The organism is Chelatococcus asaccharovorans, assembly GCF_003201475.1.
GTDB lineage: Bacteria > Pseudomonadota > Alphaproteobacteria > Rhizobiales > Beijerinckiaceae > Chelatococcus > Chelatococcus asaccharovorans.
This window is the reverse complement of sequence record NZ_QJJK01000006.1, coordinates 282078-301160: the sequence shown is the minus strand read 5'-3', so window position 1 is coordinate 301160 and position 19083 is coordinate 282078. Positions and strand designations below refer to the sequence as shown.

The 19083-nt window shown below is 65.4% G+C and carries 17 protein-coding genes; 11 read left to right on the top strand and 6 right to left on the bottom strand.

The annotated features are described in order from the left end of the window. Positions 1-525 carry a single-stranded DNA-binding protein gene (gene ssb / locus C7450_RS15780; protein WP_110375404.1) on the top strand — a complete coding sequence of 175 codons (525 nt, stop codon included), beginning with the start codon at positions 1-3 and terminating at the stop codon, positions 523-525. A 133-nt stretch (positions 526-658) separates the two neighbouring features. Here the strand turns inward: ssb and C7450_RS15775 are convergent, their stop codons facing one another. Then, the gene (locus C7450_RS15775) at positions 659-1795 is read right to left on the bottom strand and encodes an esterase-like activity of phytase family protein (RefSeq protein WP_170147265.1); all 1137 of its coding nucleotides are present in this window, start codon (positions 1793-1795) and stop codon (positions 659-661) included. Positions 1796-2497: 702 nt separating this feature from the next. Between C7450_RS15775 and gyrA the strand changes: the two genes are divergently transcribed. Beyond that, entirely contained in the window at positions 2498-5257 is a 2760-nt protein-coding gene (gene gyrA, locus C7450_RS15770) for a DNA gyrase subunit A (RefSeq protein ID WP_110375402.1), read from the top strand. A 149-nt stretch (positions 5258-5406) separates the two neighbouring features. Here gyrA and C7450_RS15765 read toward each other — a convergent pair whose 3' ends face one another. Further along, complete coding sequence (locus tag C7450_RS15765; protein ID WP_110375401.1) at positions 5407-6543, bottom strand: alpha-hydroxy acid oxidase; 1137 nt, start codon at positions 6541-6543, stop codon at positions 5407-5409. Positions 6544-6811: 268 nt separating this feature from the next. Here C7450_RS15765 and C7450_RS15760 point away from each other — a divergent pair, with 268 nt between their 5' ends. The 3 genes from C7450_RS15760 (at position 6812) to C7450_RS15750 (ending at position 9239) form a co-directional block, all read left to right on the top strand. Beyond that, positions 6812-7576 (top strand): FadR/GntR family transcriptional regulator, encoded by a 765-nt coding sequence (locus C7450_RS15760; RefSeq protein WP_245449789.1) that lies wholly within the window; start codon positions 6812-6814, stop codon positions 7574-7576. Positions 7577-7685: 109 nt separating this feature from the next. Then, a complete protein-coding gene (locus C7450_RS15755; protein ID WP_110375400.1) occupies positions 7686-8654 on the top strand; it encodes a threo-3-hydroxy-L-aspartate ammonia-lyase in 969 nt (322 codons plus the stop codon). 165 nt (positions 8655-8819) lie between these two features. Then, a complete protein-coding gene (locus C7450_RS15750; protein WP_110375399.1) occupies positions 8820-9239 on the top strand; it encodes an EVE domain-containing protein in 420 nt (139 codons plus the stop codon). 202 nt (positions 9240-9441) lie between these two features. Here C7450_RS15750 and C7450_RS15745 read toward each other — a convergent pair whose 3' ends face one another. Then, positions 9442-10617 carry a polyphosphate kinase 2 family protein gene (locus C7450_RS15745; RefSeq protein ID WP_110375398.1) on the bottom strand — a complete coding sequence of 392 codons (1176 nt, stop codon included), beginning with the start codon at positions 10615-10617 and terminating at the stop codon, positions 9442-9444. A 207-nt stretch (positions 10618-10824) separates the two neighbouring features. Here C7450_RS15745 and coaD point away from each other — a divergent pair, with 207 nt between their 5' ends. From coaD to tgt, 5 genes are all read left to right on the top strand, one after another. Further along, complete coding sequence (coaD, locus tag C7450_RS15740; protein WP_110375579.1) at positions 10825-11328, top strand: pantetheine-phosphate adenylyltransferase; 504 nt, start codon at positions 10825-10827, stop codon at positions 11326-11328. Between the two features lie 38 nt (positions 11329-11366). Beyond that, a complete protein-coding gene (locus C7450_RS15735) occupies positions 11367-11975 on the top strand; it encodes a peptidylprolyl isomerase (RefSeq protein ID WP_110375397.1) in 609 nt (202 codons plus the stop codon). Between the two features lie 193 nt (positions 11976-12168). Beyond that, positions 12169-12630, top strand: coding sequence for a peptidylprolyl isomerase (locus tag C7450_RS15730; protein ID WP_110375396.1), 462 nt, complete (start codon positions 12169-12171; stop codon positions 12628-12630). A gap of 21 nt (positions 12631-12651) precedes the next feature. Then, entirely contained in the window at positions 12652-13740 is a 1089-nt protein-coding gene (queA, locus tag C7450_RS15725) for a tRNA preQ1(34) S-adenosylmethionine ribosyltransferase-isomerase QueA (RefSeq protein WP_110375395.1), read from the top strand. Then, positions 13737-14888: a tRNA guanosine(34) transglycosylase Tgt gene (gene tgt, locus C7450_RS15720; protein ID WP_110375394.1), complete on the top strand. Its 1152-nt coding sequence runs from the start codon at positions 13737-13739 to the stop codon at positions 14886-14888. The genes queA and tgt overlap by 4 nt, the downstream gene beginning before the upstream one ends. Here the strand turns inward: tgt and C7450_RS15715 are convergent. The 3 genes from C7450_RS15715 to C7450_RS15705 form a co-directional block, all read right to left on the bottom strand. Next, entirely contained in the window at positions 14876-15289 is a 414-nt protein-coding gene (locus C7450_RS15715) for a DUF4864 domain-containing protein (RefSeq protein ID WP_110375393.1), read from the bottom strand. The two genes, tgt and C7450_RS15715, sit on opposite strands and share 13 nt — an antisense overlap. A gap of 241 nt (positions 15290-15530) precedes the next feature. After that, entirely contained in the window at positions 15531-16649 is a 1119-nt protein-coding gene (locus tag C7450_RS15710; protein WP_110375392.1) for a glycosyltransferase family 4 protein, read from the bottom strand. Further along, complete coding sequence (locus C7450_RS15705) at positions 16646-17857, bottom strand: glycosyltransferase family 4 protein (RefSeq protein ID WP_110375391.1); 1212 nt, start codon at positions 17855-17857, stop codon at positions 16646-16648. The genes C7450_RS15710 and C7450_RS15705 overlap by 4 nt, the downstream gene beginning before the upstream one ends. A gap of 188 nt (positions 17858-18045) precedes the next feature. Between C7450_RS15705 and gmd the strand changes: the two genes are divergently transcribed. After that, positions 18046-19080 carry a GDP-mannose 4,6-dehydratase gene (gmd, locus tag C7450_RS15700; RefSeq protein WP_110375390.1) on the top strand — a complete coding sequence of 345 codons (1035 nt, stop codon included), beginning with the start codon at positions 18046-18048 and terminating at the stop codon, positions 19078-19080. The last annotated feature ends 3 nt before the right edge of the window (positions 19081-19083 follow it).

Below are 19083 nucleotides of genomic sequence, written 5' to 3'. Positions count from 1 at the left end.
ATGGCAGGCAGCGTCAATAAGGTCATTCTGGTCGGGAATCTCGGGCGTGATCCCGAGACGCGCCGGCTCGGCTCGGGAGATCCGGTCGTCAATCTGCGCATCGCGACGTCGGAGACCTGGCGCGACAAGGCGACCGGCGAGCGCCGGGAGCGCACGGAATGGCACAGCGTGGTGATTTTCAACGAGAATCTCGCGAAGATTGCCGAGCAATATCTGCGCAAGGGCAGCAAGGTCTATGTCGAGGGCCAGCTGCAGACCCGCAAATGGCAGGATAAGGACGGCCAGGAGCGTTACACGACCGAGGTCGTGCTGCAGCGTTTCCGTGGGGAACTCACCATTCTCGACAGCCGTGGTGGCGGGGAGGGCGGCGCTGCCATCGAGGATGACAGCTACGGCGGTTCGCGCGGCGGCGATTTTGGCCGCGCCTCGCCCATGGAGCGCACCACCACCGCCTCGGATCGGCGCCCGGCGCCAAGCGGCGGCTCGAAATATGCGAGCGATCTCGACGACGATATTCCGTTCTAGAGCCTGCTGATTTTACGAGGGAACCTCTGTCGTCATTCCGGACTCCTCGCTGATGCGAGGCCCCGGAATGACGGCGGGATTCCAGAACACAGCCTGCTACGCCTCCCGTTGAGACAGATCGGGGCTGCGCGGGTTAGTGAGGCCGGCCCTGGTTTGCTGCCGCGTCGACGATCTCGAAGGCCAGGAATTTGGTGACCTGCGCGTCGTTGAAATTGTCGTCGGAGACCAGCACGAGCGTGCGGTTGCCGTTCGGCAGCCGGGGGCCAAAGTCCATGCCCTCGAAATTGTCGAGCGCGACCCCAAGCGTTGCGAGATCGAGAACGAGGGTCTTGCCAAGCGGCGTCCAGGCCGCCCCGGCGAGGGCGTCGATACCGGAGACATCGGTCGCATTCTGCCTGTCGGTCCGGTAGAGGCGGATGCTGTTGCCCTTGCCGGTGCTGTAACCGCGCTCCATGACCAGCAGCGCCCCGTCGTCGAGCGCGAGAATATCCGAGACACCATTGTCCGCGAAGCCGCCGGCCTTGGCGGGGGCTTGAGGGATCGGATCGGTCACGTAGACCCATTCGGGGCCCGGCTGCCCCGAGGCGATGTCAAAGGTGGCGATACGCACCGGACTGGTTTCAGTCAACGAGGCCTTGGGCCCATCCTGTATCAGTGCATTTTCCAGAGCCACGATCAGCGTTTGGGCGTCGGGCGACAGCGCCAGGCCCTCGAAGGCGAGATTGTTGCGCGGCCCCCGCTTGAGGTCGATCTTGCCGTCGGCGCTGACGCGGTAGCGGGCCGGCAGCTTTATCTCACGCAGGAACCGGCCGTCGGCCGCGGCCGCGCGCAGCACGGGATCGATCCCCGCGGTCGTATCACCCTCGCTTGTCCAATAGAGCGCCCCACTCCCGGCGTGAAGGCGCAATGCCTCCGGGTCGACGCCACGCAGGGGGAAGGGCTGGCCGCCGGTGTCGAGAAGGGTCACGGCCTTGTCGATGCGTGCGTCGTGAAAGGCGGCGGCGTCATAGGCAAGGGTCAGGGTGTAGAAGCGGGCAGGGGCTTTTTCCGAGCGGTCGTCGCTGAGGGCGATCCAGCTGTTGGTGGCGGCATTGAAGGCAAGCCCCGAGAGCCCGCCGACCCGCGTTCCCGCCACGTCGGTATGGGGCGGGATGCTCTTCTCGCCGATGAAACGCAACGCCATCGCCCCGGGCGCGGTTTCGGCGGCGAGAGCCGTCGGGATGACGCCGGCGAGGCCGATACTCAGCACCCGGAGGAAAGGTCGGATCATCGGTACGCTCCTCACAAGCGGCAGGCTGTGGCGGAAGATGGCAACGGGACATGGCAACGGGACAACATGGCCAACCTCCTTTGCCCGCGCAATCATGCGGGTTGCGGCGCAGGAAATCCTCGCATCTGGCGCCGAGCGACCGGGATGGCTTGAGTCAGGTGGCTAGCCAGATGCGAGCCAGGTCGCGAACCAGGTCGCTGATGCCGCGGCACTCGGCACCGCGGTGACGCGCGTGAACGCTAGATCACTCCGGCGACGATCCGGTGACAGCGCGGCGGGGCCGGGACCGCGGTATTTGGGCTGCGATGCGGCGCTCAAGCGATCCGCGACCCGCCATGCGAATCACGTGGATCCGGAACTTGTCGCGGCCGCGGCATGCAGGGACGCGGATCGAATTACCAATTAAAAATAAAGCATTGATATATATCGATAATTAAATCGTGAATGGGGGGTGTCCGTGCTGGCTTTTCGACTGCGGATGCGGTAGATCATGGTACTGGTAAAGTGCATCCCTCTCTTCGATGAGATCGCGAATGAACTCGTTGAATCAGGAGCGTTTCCCCATCATCCGGGCGCAGCCTGCCCGGCGGGCCGGAGCCTGAATGGAATGGCTGTCGTGGCATAAGCCAGCGCCACCCGTGGACGAGGTTCGTCCGGGACGCCCCCAAGGCCCCTTCTTGAGGTTTTTGTTGGAACTTTCTCTTGGCAGATGATGACGAGAAGATCGGTGGCGGCATCGCTTTGGTGTCGATCTCCGATGAGATGAAGCGCAGCTACCTCGATTACGCCATGAGCGTGATTGTGAGCCGCGCCCTCCCGGATGTGCGTGACGGCCTGAAGCCTGTCCATCGCCGCATCCTGTATTCCATGTACGAGAACGGCTATACGCCGGATAAGCCCTATCGCAAGTCGGCGCGCGTCGTCGGTGACGTCATCGGTAAATATCACCCGCATGGCGACCAATCGATTTACGACGCGCTGGTGCGCATGGCGCAGGACTTTTCCATGCGCCTGCCGCTGCTCGACGGGCAGGGCAACTTCGGTTCGGTCGATGCCGATCCGCCGGCGGCGATGCGTTACACCGAGGTGCGGCTTGCCAAGCCCGCCATGGCGCTCCTGGACGATCTCGACAAGGACACCGTCAATTTCCAGGACAACTACGACAACAGCGAGCACGAGCCCACGGTCCTGCCGGCGGGCTTCCCCAATCTTCTGGTGAATGGCGCGGGCGGCATCGCCGTCGGCATGGCGACCAATATCCCGCCGCATAACCTGGGCGAGGTGATCGATGCGTGCTTCGCCTATATCGAGGATCCGGACATCAGCGTCGAGGCGCTGACTGAGATCATCCCGGGACCGGACTTCCCGACGGCGGCGACCATCCTCGGTCGTGGCGGTATCCGCTCCGCCTATGCGACCGGCCGCGGCTCGATCATCATGCGGGCGCGGGCGACGGTCGAGCAGATCCGCAAGGATCGCGAGGCGATCATCGTCACCGAGATCCCCTATCAGGTGAACAAGGCCGCGCTGATCGAGAAGATCGCCGACCTCGTGCGCGAGAAGCGGATCGAGGGCATCGCCGACCTGCGCGACGAGTCCGATCGGGATGGCATGCGCATCGTGATCGAGCTGAAGCGCGACGCGGTTGCCGATGTGGTGCTGAACCAGCTCTACCGTTTCACGGTGCTGCAGACGAGCTTCGGCGCCAATATGGTGGCGCTGAACGGCGGCCGCCCGGAACTCCTCAACCTCTATGACATGATCCGCGCCTTCGTGGATTTCCGCGAGGAGGTCGTCTCCCGGCGCACGAAATATCTGCTCAACAAGGCCCGTGATCGCGCGCATATCTTGGTTGGCCTCGGCATCGCGGTCGCCAATATCGATGAGATCATCCAGCTCATCCGCTCATCCGCCGATACCAATACGGCCCGTGAAGCGCTGATGGCGCGCCACTGGCCGGCCCATGACGTCGCGGCGCTGATCGCCCTCATCGACGATCCGAACCATCGCGTGGCGGAAGACGGTACCTATAGGCTCTCCGAAACCCAGGCACGCGCGATCCTCGACCTGCCGCTGCGCCGCCTGACGGCACTGGGGCGCGACGAGATCGCCGACGAGCTGAACAAATTGGCGATCGAGATCGCCGATTACCTCGACATCCTGCGGTCGCGGGCGCGCATCCTGGGGATCGTGCGGGACGAGCTCGCGGCCATCAAGGGTGCCTTCGCCACGCCGCGCCGCACCGAGATCCTCGACTGGGATTCCGACGTCGATGACGAGGATCTGATCCAGCGCGAGGACATGGTGGTTACCGTCAGCCACGCCGGCTACATCAAGCGCGTCCCGCTCTCGACCTATCGCGCCCAGCGGCGCGGCGGCAAGGGGCGCTCCGGCATGCAGACCCGCGACGAGGATTTCGTGACGCGGCTGTTCGTGGCCAACACCCACACGCCGGTGCTGTTCTTCTCCTCGCGGGGCCAGGTCTACAAGGAGAAGGTGTGGCGCCTGCCGCTCGCCGCGCCGAACGCGCGCGGCAAGGCGCTGGTCAACATGCTGCCGCTGGTGGAAGGCGAGCGCATCACGACGATCATGCCGCTCACGGAGGACGAGGCCAGCTGGGCAACGCTCGACGTGATGTTCGCCACCGCCTCCGGTGGCGTGCGTCGCAACAAGCTGTCGGACTTCGTCCAGGTCAACCGCGCCGGCAAGATCGCCATGAAGCTCGACGAGGGCGATTCGATCGTCGATGTGGGCATCTGCACCGAGGCGGACGACGTGCTGCTGACCACGGCCCGAGGCCAGTGCATCCGCTTCGAGACCACGGACGTGCGCGTCTTCAAGGGACGGGACTCGACCGGCGTGCGCGGCATCTCGCTGGCGGCCGGCGACACCGTCATTTCCATGGCGATCCTGCGCCACGTGGAAGCTTCTGCCGACGAGCGCGCGGCCTATCTCAAGCTGGCGGGTGCGGCGCGCCGCGCGGCGAATGGCGAGCCTGCCAACGGCGAGGCGGCGGAAGCGCCGGCCGATGCCGATGTTGAGGAGGCAAGCGATGCGCTCGAACTCGGGCAGGAGCGCTACGCGAAGATGGGCGCCGAGGAGCAGTTCGTGCTCACTTTGTCGGAAAACGGTTACGGCAAGCGTTCCTCGGCTTACGAGTACCGCGTCACCGGCCGCGGCGGCAAAGGCATCGTCGCTATGGCGGTGAACAACCGCAACGGCGCGCTGGTCGCTTCCTTCCCGGTGGAAGACAACGACCAGATCATGCTCGTGACCAATGGCGGGCAGCTCATCCGCGTGCCGGTGGATGGCATCCGCATCGTCGGGCGTTCGAGCCAGGGCGTCATCGTCTTCAATACCGCCGACGATGAGAAGGTGGTCTCCGTCGAGCACATCAGCGACGATGGCGGTGAGGACGACGGTGCCGGTGACGAGGCCGATGAGGGCGGCGCCGAGGAATAGGCCTGCTCCAGATCGCCTCCACGATCCAACACGAAAAACCCCGGCGTTGTCCGGGGTTTTTTTATTGCGCGTGATCACGCTGCCGTGCCCGGCAAGGTGAAAGTTCAGTTATTCCGAGTCAATTCAGATTATTACGCGGACTATCTCACTCACTGCGCGAGGGCGTTGCGGCCCACGGTCTTCACATCCGTGAGGCCGGTCAGGGCCATGCTCACGTCGAGCTCGCGACGGATGATGTCGATCGTCTTGGCGACGCCTTCCTCGCCCATGGCGCCGAGCCCGTAGAGGAAGGATTTCCCGATCAGGCAGGCCCGCGCGCCGAGCGCCAGCGCCTTGAGCACGTCCTGGCCGGACTGCACGCCGCCGTCGAACAGGATCTCCGTCTTGTCGCCGACAAGCTCGGCAATACCGGGCAGGGCCGAGATCGATGAGACCGCGCCGTCGAGCTGGCGCCCGCCGTGGTTCGACACGACGATGGCATCCGCACCCGTGCCGGCCGCGATCTTGGCGTCCTCCTTGTCCAGAACGCCCTTCAGGATCAGCTTGCCCGGCCACATGTTGCGGATCCATTCCACGTCCTTCCAGCTCAAGGACGGGTCGAACTGTCCCGCGATCCATTGGGAGAGCGTGGTCAGGCTGTCGGAGCCGGGTGCCTTGCCCTCGAGATTGCCGAAGGTGCGCCGCTTGCCGAAGAGCACCTTCATGGCCCAGGCGGGCTTCGTGGCGACGTCGAGCGCGTTGGCCAGGGTGAGCTTGGGCGGGATGCTCAGGCCGTTCTTGATGTCGCGGTGACGCTGGCCCTGGATCTGCAGGTCGAGCGTGAGCACCAGGGCCGAGCATTTCGCGGCGATGGCGCGTTCGACCAGCGATTTCGCAAAGCCGCGGTCGCGCATCACATAGAGCTGGAACCAGATGGGCTTGGAGACGGCCTGCGAGACATCTTCGATCGAGCAGATCGACATGGTCGAGAGGCAGAAGGGGATGCCGGCCGCCTGTGCGGCGCGCGCGCCGTGGATCTCGCCATTGCCATGGAAGAGGCCGGTGAGGCCTGTCGGTGCGATGGCCAGAGGCATCGAGACCGGCTCACCGATGATCGTGGTGGCGAGGGTGCGGTCCGAGACATCGATCATGACGCGTTGGCGCAGCGCGATCTTGGCGAGATCGGCGCGGTTGGCAGTGATCGTATGCTCCTCATAGGAGCCGCGATCGGCATAGTCGAAGATCGCGCGCGGGATCCGCCGCTTGGCGAGAAGGCGGAGGTCCTGGATGGTCGTGATGGGGGCCATGAAGTGTCGTCCTCGACAGGCGCGGGGCGCAGGTTGTTTGCCCGGCTGGCGATCCCGGCCGCAAGGTCGGAATGGCAGTCTGGTAAAATTAATTGACCAGGGCTGATGACATGAAACGATCGGCGTGGCAAGGCTCTCCCAGGCCGGCGCTTGCATCCCTGCGCAGACGTTTCGCCCTGCGAAGACTTTTCGCCCTGCGAAGACTTGCGACCCTGCGAAGACTTGCGACCCAGCGAGGACCTGTGGCCCTGCGAAGAGAGGACTGACCTTGGTTGACCCTGTGCGCCCGCCACGGCTTGCGGATGCCGTGGCGCAGCATATCGAACTGCTGATTCTGGAGGGTGCGCTCCGGCCCGGCGAGCGGCTGATCGGCGAACGCGAGCTTGCGGAGAAGCTCGAGGTCTCCAGGCCTTCGCTCCGCGAGGCCCTGGCGCAGCTCGAGAAGCGCGGGCTCCTCGTCACGTCGCGGGCCGGGACCTTCGTCGCCGACTTCCTGGCGCCGATTACCGGGCCCTTCGTCGCGCTGCTCGGTGCGAGCGACCGCATGACCGACGATTACTTTGAATATCGCGAGGCGGTGGAGGCGCGGGCCGCGCGGCTCGCGGCCCGGCGCGCCACGGAGCACGACAAAAAGGCCCTCGCCGCCAGTCTTGAGGAGATGAGGAAAGCCCACGGCCTCGACGATCCGACCGCCGAGGCCGCGAGTGATGTCGCGTTCCATCGGACGATCTACGAGGCGGCCCACAACCTCGTCATCCTGCACGTGATGCGGGCCTTTTCCGAGCTGTCGCAGCGCGACATTTTCTACAGCCGCCGCCAGCTCTATGACCGCCCCGGTGTGCGGGCGCGGCTTCTCGCTGAGCATGAGGCGATCGCGCGGGCCATTCTTGACGGTGACGGCGAGGGGGCTGAAGCCGCGGCAGTCGCCCATCTCAGCGCAACGGTGGAGACGCTCGCCCTCATTCGCGCGGAGGCGCAACGCGCCGGCGTCGCGCTCAGGCGCCTCGGACGACAGGACATCGTCGCCGAATAACGCGACCGTTCTCGCGGACAGGCGCTTATCGTATTGAAGGTGAGAACCGTTGCGGGCAGGATGCGGCGGCTTTTATTGCCCTTGCAATCCCCGCTGTTGAGGCAGATCCATGCCGATCTCGATCCCGACCTATGACGATGTTGTGCGCGCCTCGGAGCGCATCGCCGGCGTGGCCCATCGCACACCCGTTGCGACGTCGCGCACGGCCGATAAGCAGACCGGAGCCTCGCTTGTCTTCAAATGCGAGAATTTCCAGCGCGTCGGTGCCTTCAAATTCCGGGGCGCCTACAACGCGCTCGCGGCGCTCGGCGAGCATCAGAAGGGCCGGGGGGCGGTGGCGTTTTCCTCCGGCAATCATGCCCAGGCCGTCGCGCTGGCCGGGCAGCTTCTCAGCGTGCCCACCGTGATCATCATGCCGCAGGACGCGCCGGCGATCAAAGTCGCCGCGACACGCGGCTATGGCGGCGAGGTCGTGCTCTATGACCGTTACACGGAGGATCGCGAGGACATCGCGCGACGCATCGCGCGCGAGCGGGATCTTGCTCTGATTCCCCCCTTTGATCATCCCGACATCATTGCCGGGCAGGGCACCGCGACCAAGGAGCTCATCGAAGAGGTGGGCGCGCTTGATCTTCTCATCGTACCGCTCGGCGGCGGGGGGCTGTTGGCGGGCTCCGTGCTCGCCGCGAAGGCCCTGTCGCCGCGCTGCCGGGTGATCGGCGTCGAGCCGGCCGCCGGCGACGACGGCGCGCGCTCCTTCCGCGCAGGCAAGATCGTGACCATCGATGTTCCCGAGACGCTCGCCGATGGTGCGCAGACGACGGCGCTCGGCGAGATCACCTTCTCGATCATCCGTGATCTCGTGGATGACGTGGTGACGGTGCCGGACAAGGCGCTGGTGGAGGCCATGCGGTTCTTCGCGGAACGCATGAAGATCGTCGTCGAGCCGACCGGCTGCCTCGGGGCCGCCGCCGCCTTCAGCGGTGTCGTGCCGGTGGACGGGCAGAGGGTCGGAATCATCCTCAGCGGGGGCAATGTCGACCTGCCGATCTTCGCCCGCCTGGTGACGCCGGCCTGAACGTCTTGATTAGCGGGCGGGAGTGTATATCCCTGCGGCAGCAATTCCGCGAGGGCGCGAAGCGAAGCGCCCTTCGGAATTCGCCGGGAACTGCCGGACGGAGCTTTGCGCCGCCGTGAAAGGCGGGCCTGCTTCTCGGTCTTTCATACAGGAGTTGAGCGCGCGATGGCCCATTGGCTCTTCAAGTCGGAACCGTCCACGTGGTCGTGGCAGCAGCAATGCGACGCCGGCGACAAGGGCACGCATTGGAACGGTGTCCGCAACCATGGCGCCAAGCTGAACATGATGGCGATGAAGATCGGCGACCGGGGTTTCTTCTACCACTCGAACGAGGGCAAGGAGATCGTCGGCATCGTCGCGGTGATCAAGGAATACTATCCCGATCACACGGACGCGTCCGGGCGGTTCGGCATGGTCGATGTGAAGGCCGTCGAGGCGCTGCCGCATCCCGTGACGCTGGAGGTGATCAAGACCGATCCGGCGCTGAAGGACATGGTCCTGGTCAATAACTCCCGCCTGTCCGTCCAGCCGGTGACGGAGGCGGAATGGACGCATATTCTGCGCATGGGCGGGCTGAAGGGCTAGGCCTGCAAAGCCTCCGGCCTCGTTGGATCAGTGAAACTCCGTTGTCATGGCCGGGCTTGTCCCGGCCATCCCGACGAGGAAGATCCCGTGCATTTCCGATCGGGATCCCCGGCGCGAAGGCCGGGGAGGACGGCGGTGGAACAGCCTTGCTGTACTGATCGCACAGCGTCCAGCGCGCCTCTTTGCGGATCGGCGCGATCCATCAATCCGCCACGAGCCGCTCGCGGAATCCGAGCAGCTTGTGAAGGTCGGCGTCGTCGATCTTCGGGAAATCGACGCCGAGCTTCGAGAGTTCGGTGACCACGGCGCCCATGACGGCGAGCCGGGTGAACCACTTGTTGTCGGCCGGGATGACATACCACGGTGCAAAATTGCTGGCGGTGGCGCGAATCGCCTCCTCATAGGCATGCATATAGGCCTTCCAGTAGGTTCGTTCGTCGACATCCTTGCTCTCGAACTTCCAGTTCTTGGCAGGATCGTCGATGCGCTGAAGCAGGCGCTTCTTCTGCTCGTCCTTCGAGACGTTGAGGAAAAACTTGAGGATCAGCATGCCATTGCGGGCGAGGTAGCGCTCGTGGTGGCGGATATCGCGCAGCCGGTCGTCCCAGATCGATTTCGTGACGAGCCGCGGTGGCAGGTTCTGCCGGTCGAGCATTTCCTGGTGCACGCGGACGACCAGCACTTCCTCGTAGTAGGAGCGGTTGAAAATCCCGATGCGGCCGCGCTCGGGCAGGCGCTGGTGGGTGCGCCAGAGAAAATCATGGTCGAGTTCCTCGGAAGACGGCGCCTTGAAGGCATGCACCTGGCATCCCTGCGGATTGATGCCGGACATCACATGTTTGATGGTGCCATCCTTGCCGGCGGCGTCCATGGCCTGGAAAACGAGCAGAACCGACCAGCGATTGTTGGCAAAGAGCCGCTCCTGGATGGCGCTGAGCGCGGCAACGCCCCTGTCGAGGAGGTCACGTGCGTGGTCCTTCTCCAGGTCGAGGCCGCCGGTATCGCCGGGGTTGTGATCGCCGATCCTGAAATCGGAGCCGTTGGTGATGCGATAGGGACCGAGAAGGCCTGCAAGCGCCGCGGGCTCGACGGGGAGGCGCGTTCCCGGGGGGGAGGTTTTGGAGGGTTGCGTCTTGGGGGGCTGCGTCTCGGAGAGCTGCGTCTTGGAGGACTTGGCCTTGGACGACTGCGTTTCGGGCGCTGTGCCGCGCGCGGGATTTTGCGGGCTGTCGACCGCCTGGCTGCTCGCGTCCTCCGCCCACTTCCCGCGGGCGGTCTTTGCCGCCTTACCCGCTGATCGGCCGGCTGATTGGTCGTCCGCCTTCTTCGCTGATTTCTTCGTTGATTTCTTTGCAGTTTTCCTGGGCGATCGGGACATCGGTCATCTCATGCGGCATTTCAGGCGGCCGCCATGATAGCCCTGCGGGGCCGAGCGCGATACCACATCGAAAACGCCACGCCCCTTCCTGTGCCCCTTCCTGTGCCGTCCCTGCGCACCTTCCGGCGAGGTCCTGCGCGCTTGCAGTCCCCCGGCGGCCCTTGTAAGCCTTTTCACCCAAATGATGCAGGAATGACGACGAGGACCATGCCGCGCTCTGCCGCCTTCTACCCCGGATCGTTCGACCCGGTGACCAACGGCCATCTCGACGTGATCCGCCAGGCCTGCCGCTTCGTGGACCGGCTGGTGATCGCCATCGGCCTGCATCCGGGCAAGACGCCGCTTTTCTCGGTCGAGGAGCGCGCCGCCATGCTGCAGGAGGTCTGTGGTCCGGTCGGCGCTGCGGCGGGCTGCACGATCGACATCGTCACCTTCGACGATCTCGCGGTGACGGCCGCGCGCCGGGCTGGCGCCTCCATCATGGTGCGGGGGCTCAGGGACGGCACGGACCTGAACTACGAAATGCAGATGGCGGGCATGAACGATGCCATGGCGCCCGACATCGGTACGATCTTTCTGCCGGCCTCGACGGCCGCCCGCCCCATCACCGCCACCTTGGTGCGCCAGATCGCTTCGATGAAGGGCGACGTCTCATCCTTCGTGCCGGCTTCCGTGGCGGAGCGGCTCAAGGCCAAATTCGCCGGCGGTTAAAGGTCGGCCGTTCTCACCGTTCTTCTGGAGATCATCTGATGAAGCGTTCGACGAATGCGGTTGCTTCCTTCTCGTACCGCGCGCGCCTGCGTGCCATCGCCGGCACGGCCGCCTGCCTGCTGGCCCTTTCCGTGCTGCCGGCGGCCGCCCAGACGGCCAAGCCGCAGGCGGCCAAGGCGCATCAGGTCTTCCTCGACACCAAGGATGGACGCGTCGTCATCCAGCTCCGTCCGGACCTTGCGCCCAAGCATGTGGCGCAGATCGAGGCTTTGACGAAGCGCGGCTTCTACGACGGCATCGTCTTCCACCGCGTCATCGACGGCTTCATGGCCCAGACCGGCGATCCGACCGGCACCGGCATGGGCGGCTCGGACCTGCCGAACATTCCGGCCGAATTCACCAAGACGCCGTTCAAGCGCGGCACGGTCGGCATGGCGCGGTCGCAGAATCCGAATTCCGCCAATTCCCAGTTCTTCATCACCTTCGCCGATGCCGACTTCCTCAACGGCCAATACACCGTGGTGGGTGAGGTGGTGTCCGGCATGGACGTCGTCGACAAGATCAAGAAGGGCTCGAAGGCCGACAACGGAACGGTCACGGCGCCGGACAAGATCGTCAAGATGCAGATGGCGACGGGCGCGAAATAGGCGTCCTGCATCATCCCGATGGGTGTCGCGCCCACGGCGTGCGGCGGGGGACGTCGGCAAAGGCCCCTGTCCCTTTGCGGCAATCATCCCTATATCGTCAGACTTGATCAGCGCGGCTTATGCTCCGCCGGGACGTCCCGGATGCGGGCCGCACGGCCCTCCGGATGGAATCCACAGAATAAAGGAACGCCCCATGGCACCGTCTCCCGAGAACACGCTCATCCTCGACACGACCAAAGGCAAGGTCGTCATCGAGCTTCTTCCCGAGCTCGCCCCCAACCACGTGGCGCGCATCAAGGAGCTGGCCTCGTCCGGTTTCTATGACGGCATCGTCTTCCACCGCGTCATCGACGGATTCATGGCCCAGGTCGGCTGCCCGCACGGCACCGGCACGGGCGGGTCGGACCTGCCCGACCTGAAGCAGGAGTTCAATGCCGAGCCGCATGTGCGCGGCATCTGCTCCATGGCCCGCACGCAGAACCCGAACTCGGCCAATTCGCAGTTCTTCATCTGCTTCTCGGATGCCCGTTTCCTCGACAAGCAGTATACGGTGTGGGGCCGTGTCATCGAGGGCATGGAGAATGTCGACAAGCTCAAGCGCGGCGAGCCCGTGCGCGATCCCGACAGCATCGTCACGGCCCGCGTCGGCGCCTGAGTGACATCCGGGCTTCCGGCGATGCGTGTCGATCTGTTCGATTTTGACTTGCCGGAGGACCGGATCGCGACCCGGCCGGTGAAGCCGCGCGACGCCGCGCGGCTTCTCGTCGTCGGTGGCCCGGAAGCGGCTCTGCAGGATCGCGTCGTCCGCGATCTGCCGGGCCTGCTTCGGCCCGGCGACACGCTCGTTCTCAACGATACCCGCGTCATTCCCGCACGGCTCGTCGGTATGCGGCGGCGGGGCGAGGCTTCCGCCCGTATCGAGGCGATGCTGCACAAGCGCGAGGCCACCGACCGCTGGCGGGCTTTCGTGCGGCCTGCCAAGCGCCTCGCCCTCGGGGACATCATCCGCTTCGGCGAAGAGACGGAAGGCGCCTGCCTCCTGTCCGGCCTCGAGGCTACCGTGACCGAGAAGGGCGACGGCGGCGAGGTCGTCCTGAGATTTGCCCTGAGCGGCCCGATCCTCGACGAGAGCATCGCCAGCCTCGGCCATATGCCGCTGCCGCCCTATATCGCTTCGAAACGCCCGGAGGATGCCGCGGATCGCGTCGATTATCAGACCGTCTATGCGGCCGAGGAGGGCGCGGTCGCCGCGCCGACAGCCGGGCTGCATTTCACCGATGAGCTCATTACGCGGCTTTCGGAGCGTGGCATCGACAGGCAGTTCGTGACGCTCCATGTGGGGGCGGGGACGTTCCTGCCGGTGAAGGCCGATGACACGTCCGAGCATCGCATGCATGCCGAATGGGGATCGGTGAGCGCCGAGACGGCCGCCGCCCTCAATGCAACCCGCCAGCGCGGCGGTCGCATCGTGGCCGTGGGCACGACCTCGCTGCGCTTGCTGGAAAGCGCGACGACGCCGGAAGGCGAGGTCCGGCCCTGGGCCGGCGACACCGCTATCTTCATCACGCCGGGCTACCGTTTCCGGGCGGTCGACGTGCTGATGACCAATTTCCACCTGCCGCGCTCCACCCTGTTCATGCTGGTCTCGGCCTTCGCGGGCCTTGGCGAGATGCAGCGGGCCTATGCGCATGCGATCGCCAACGGCTATCGCTTCTATTCCTATGGCGACGCCAGCCTGTTGTTTCGTGCGGAGATGCCCCGATGAGCGAGAGCTTCACCTTCTCCGTCACGGGGACCGACGGGACGGCCCGCACGGGTGAAATCCGCATGCCGCGCGGTGTCATCCGCACGCCCGCCTTCATGCCCGTGGGCACGGCGGCGACCGTCAAGGCGATGTATCCCGAGCAGGTGAAGGCGCTCGGCGCCGACGTCGTGCTCGGCAATACCTATCACCTCATGCTGCGGCCGGGGGCGGAGCGGGTGGCGGCGCTTGGCGGCCTGCACAAGTTCATGAACTGGCCCTATCCGATCCTCACGGATTCCGGCGGCTTCCAGGTCATGTCGCTGTCGAAGCTGCGCAAGATCGACGAGAGCGGCGTGACCTTCCAGTCCCATGTCGATGGGGCGACCCATGTCCTGACGCCCGAGCGTTCGATCGAGATCCAGGGGCTCCTCGGCGCGGATATCCAGATGCAGCTCGACGAATGTGTGAAGCTGCCCGCGTCACCGCAGGATACCGAGCGCGCCATGCGGCTCAGCCTGCGCTGGGCGGAGCGTTGCCGGCGCGCCTTCGGCGAGCAGCCCGGCAAGGCTTTGTTCGGCATCGTCCAGGGCGGGGAGGACAGGGCGCTGCGTATCGAAAGCGCGCGCGCGCTCGTCGACATGGATTTCAAGGGCTATGCGATCGGCGGGCTCGCGGTGGGCGAGCCGCAGGCGACGATGCTCGCCATGATCGAGACGGTCGTTCCGTATCTGCCCACGACCAAGCCCCGCTATCTCATGGGCGTCGGCACGCCGGATGACCTGGTGGCTGCCGTCACCCGCGGCATCGATATGTTCGACTGCGTCATGCCGACCCGCGCCGGGCGGCATGGCCTGGCCTATACGCGCTTCGGCAAGATCAATCTGAAGAACGCGCGGCACGCCGATGATCCGGCACCGCTCGATCCGACGTCGAGCTGCCCCGCGGCCAACAGCTACAGCCGCGCCTATCTTCATCATCTCGTCAAATCGGGCGAGATTCTCGGCATGATGCTGCTGACCTGGGCCAATCTCGCCTATTATCAGGATCTGATGGCGAGCCTGCGCAAGGCCATTGTCGACAATACGCTGGCCGACGTGTCAGCGGCCATCCGGGCCGACTGGGGCGCGGGCGCTGCCGATGCCCCCGGCGAGGCCGATCAGGCCTCGTAGGACGGCAGGCGCACGGTCACCACATTCGCGACGCCCCAGCGGCCCTTCTTGTCGCGTTCCATGACGAAGAAGGCGAGCCACGGTTCGCCGCGGGCATCCACCAGCCGCAGAAGCTGGGTGAGGCCGTAGGAGGTCTGCTGAATATCGTCAAAGGACACGAGCTGCGGATTGATGATCACGGGAAACTGCTCCCGCACCATCGTCATGAAGCTCTTGCTGTCCGTGAAGCGGGCCTTGAGCTTCGGTGACACGATCGCGAAGGCGGCGGTCGCATCTTCCTTTTTCAAGGCATCCATCTGTTGCGAAATCGTCAGGCGAACGGCCGTGACCTCCGTGCGATCCAGGGCCACGGCTGGCGAGACGCCGAGAGCAATCATCGAAGCCAATAGCAGGGCACGCATACAAGCGATCCTTTTGTCTTCCCCGGCTGGCCCGGTCCTCACGACAGGATTTCGCGGGGACCGTCCACAATCGGGACATGACAACAACGGCGCCGCAGCGCTTCCGGTTCCATCGCGCGCTTACACTTCGGTAACCATCGCGTTAAAAGAATCGTGAAATTTCTCCGCTACGGCGTCAGGCGGACGCGTCCGAGCCAATGAGCGCCGTCGATGCCCATGGGGCAGCGCAAGTCGGTTGGTCCTAGTCGAGCGCGCTGCCGAGATCGGCGGATGCCCGGCCGGCCTGCATGAAGACGGGGGCCCTTGCCTGCAGCGCCGCCACATGACCGCGATCATCGATGAGCCGCGCGATGGCCGCCGCCAGGGCTGCGGCGGTCACCTGTGCTACCACCTCGCCGACTTCTCCCTGTCCCACCTGTTCCGGCAGCGCGCCGACCGGCGTCACGACGGAGGGCGTTCCCAAGGCAAGCCCTTCCGGGATGATGGCGGACTGGCTCGCTTCCACATAGGGGCAGACCAGCACGTCGGCGGCCGCGATCAAGGCCTGCAAGTCCTGCTGCGCCAGCCATTCCGTGCGCAGCGTGACCTGGGGCAGGTCCCTGAAGGCGTCATCCGCATAGGCCTTGTCGGGCCCGTTGCCGGCGATTGTCAGGCGCCAGTCGTCACGGGTCTTCAGGGGCTCAAGCGCGGCGCGCAGCAGGCTCAGACCCTTGTAGGCGATCAGCCGGCCGACGAAGAGGAGTTGCAGCGGGCGGCCAACCGGCGCGGGCCGCCGGGCCGCGGCTGCCGGCTGCAGGGCATCGGCATAGAATGCATTGATCGGAACGATGCGCAGCCTGTCCTTGACGCCGCGATGGTGGGCGAGCACGTCCGCGCCGACGGCCGCCGACAGGGCGAGCACGCGGTCCGCCTTGGCGACGAGCCGCTTCTGCGTGCTTTCCTGCCACAGGCGTGCGTAGTCGCCGGGATGCGGGGTGTCGTCATGGACGACGTAGATGACCCGGCTGCTCCGCGGAACGAGATAGACCAGGGGCCAGGCGAAGGCGAAGTTCATCGGGATGACGACGCGCCGCGGCTTGAGCCGCTTCATGTCGCGGCGGAAGCGGCGGGCCATGCCGAGGACCGCCCGCGCCTTGGCGAAAGGGGAACCGGCGACACGCGGGTCCGGCTCGACGGTCAGAGGCAGTCCACAGCTGCGGGCGGCGTCCAGCTCCTCGCTGGTTTCCGAAAAGGACAGAAGGAGCGTCTCGTCGGGCCGCGTCTCGGCGAGCCACTGGGCGAATTTCAGGGCGAAGACCGGGCCTCCGCCCCGACGTCCCCAGAACCAGACGAAGGTATCGATGGCGCGCGCCCCGGTCATGCGTCGCCACGCAGCTGCTCGAGGAAACGCCTGATGTTGTAGAGTTCCTCGATCCGCTCGCGCGCGGCGACCGCCAGGGTTGCGCGCGCCACCGGCGAGCGTCTGACATAGCGCAGAATCGCCACCGCCGCGTCCACATCCGCGTCCGCCCAACGCGCGCCGGGCAGGGCATAGAGGCCCGAGGTGTCCTCCACCGGGATGAGCGTATAGGGAATGGGAAAGCCGCAGCTGTCGTCGACGAACTCGGTGGGCGCCGACCAGTCCGTGACCGCAACGGGAACGCCGAGCCGCATGGCCTCCGCAATGGGAAGGCCGAAGCCCTCGGAGCGGTGGAGGGAGAGATACAGGTCGAGGTTGGCGAGCCAGTTGAGGCTTTCCTCCCGCGACAGATCACCGGTGACGAGCTCGAAACGCGGCCCGAGGCGCCGGGCGACCTCGCGCAATTTCGCCTCAACGGCGGGAGAGGCGGAGGGATCGCGCACTTTCAGTGACAGTGTTGTGTCCGGCTTGCTCGCGAAAGCTTTCTCGAAGGCGGCGACCACGGCGAGCGGGTTCTTGCGGGCGGTCGTCGAGCCGAAGTCGCAGGCGAAGCCCACCCGGAAGTGGTGGCCCGGCAGCAGATGGCCGGTGCGGGTGATCTCCGGCAGCGGCTCGGCGGTGAGCGGATGCACGATCTGGCGCACGGGCTGACCGAGGGTCGCGGCGATGGCCGCACAGCTGAACTGCGAGGTGGAGACGACCTCATGCAGGAGGCTTGCATCCCGCTTCCAGAAGTCCGGAGCGCGCTCCAGCTCCCAGAACCAGCAGCCGATGACACGCTTGCCGGCGAGCGCACGCTTGCCGATGGCCCTGAGCGCATGGCCCGTGGTCGGCGGCACGCCGAAGAGGATGACGGTGCCCGACCCCTCGGGAATGGGCGGGCTGTCGATGGGCGGCAGCGCCAGCGGCTGCCGCAGCGCCGCGGTGACATCGGCTGCGAAGACGGGTTCGCCACTCGCCTTGAGGGCCTCGAAGGCGAGGCGGGCCGCCTGGCCGAGACCGGTCGGGGCGCGCAGCACCCCTGCGACGATCCAGGGGGCCGTGGCCTGTTGAGGCGCGGTGGGATCCGGTCGCGGACTGATGAGGGCTGCAAGGCGCGCATAGGCTGCTTGACGGGGGCCTTTGGGCAAGCGGCGCCAGATGGCATGGCCGACGGCGTATAAATTCATGGTGTCCGTGCCGATGAGCGCGGGGGAGCGCTGCCCGCCTATAGGCTAAACTTGAGTTGCCAGCAATGTTGGTATAGTCCGCTCAGGGCCGCATTTCGAAGCAGTCTAAAGCGTCCGTTCGGGTGTTCCGCCTTAACGCGACCATGATCGCATGGAATGCCCGCGTTTTCTCAGAAGGATCGAGGCGAATGGCAAAACGGGCACTGGTTACGGGGATCACGGGGCAGGACGGGGCGTATCTCGCGAAGCTGCTTCTCGAGAAGGGCTATCATGTCGTCGGCTCCATGCGCCGGACCACAGTGGCGTCGCCGCTGCGCCTCATCGAGCTTGGCATCGCTGATTCTGTCGAGCTATGCGACATCGATCTGTTCGAATATGGCAATATCGCCCGCGCATTGGAGCGCGTGAAGCCAGACGAGATCTACAATCTCGCCGCCCAAAGCTTCGTGGGCCTGTCTTTTGAGCAGCCGCTCTATACCAGCGAGATCGACGGCATTGGCGTCGCCCGCCTTTTGGAAGCGATCCGCTCGGTCGTTCCGACCGCCCGCTTCTACCAGGCGTCGACCTCGGAAATGTTCGGCAAAGTCCAGGAGACGCCACAGCGGGAGATCACGCCGTTCTATCCGCGCAGTCCCTATGCCGTCGCCAAGCTCTACGCCCATTGGATGACGGTGAACTATCGCGAGAGCTACGGCCTCCACGCGACCTCCGGCATTCTCTTCAATCATGAATCGCCGCTACGCGGCCGCGAGTTCGTCACCCGCAAGATCACGCATGGGCTTGCCCGTATCCGTGCCGGCGAGATCGCGCGTATCGAGCTCGGCAATCTCGATTCTCAGCGCGACTGGGGTTTTGCCGGCGACTATGTCGACGGCATGTGGCGCATGCTGCAGCAGGACGAGGCTCTGGACTACGTGCTGGCAACCGGTCGCACCACGTCGGTGCGCGCTTTCGTCGAGATGGCGGCCAAGGCGGCTGGCTTCACTCTGGCTTGGCGCGGCGCCGGGATCGAGGAAGAAGGCATCGATACGGCGACGGGCAAGGTCATCGTTGCGATTAGTCCGCGGTTCTTCCGACCGGCGGAAGTGGATCTGCTCATCGGCAATCCCGAGCGCGCCAGGACCAATCTCGGCTGGGAAGCCAAGACGAGCCTGCAGGAGCTCGTCGACATGATGGTGGAAGCCGATCTGCGCAGGGTTCGCGAGGGCAGGGCGGGTATTTGAGCA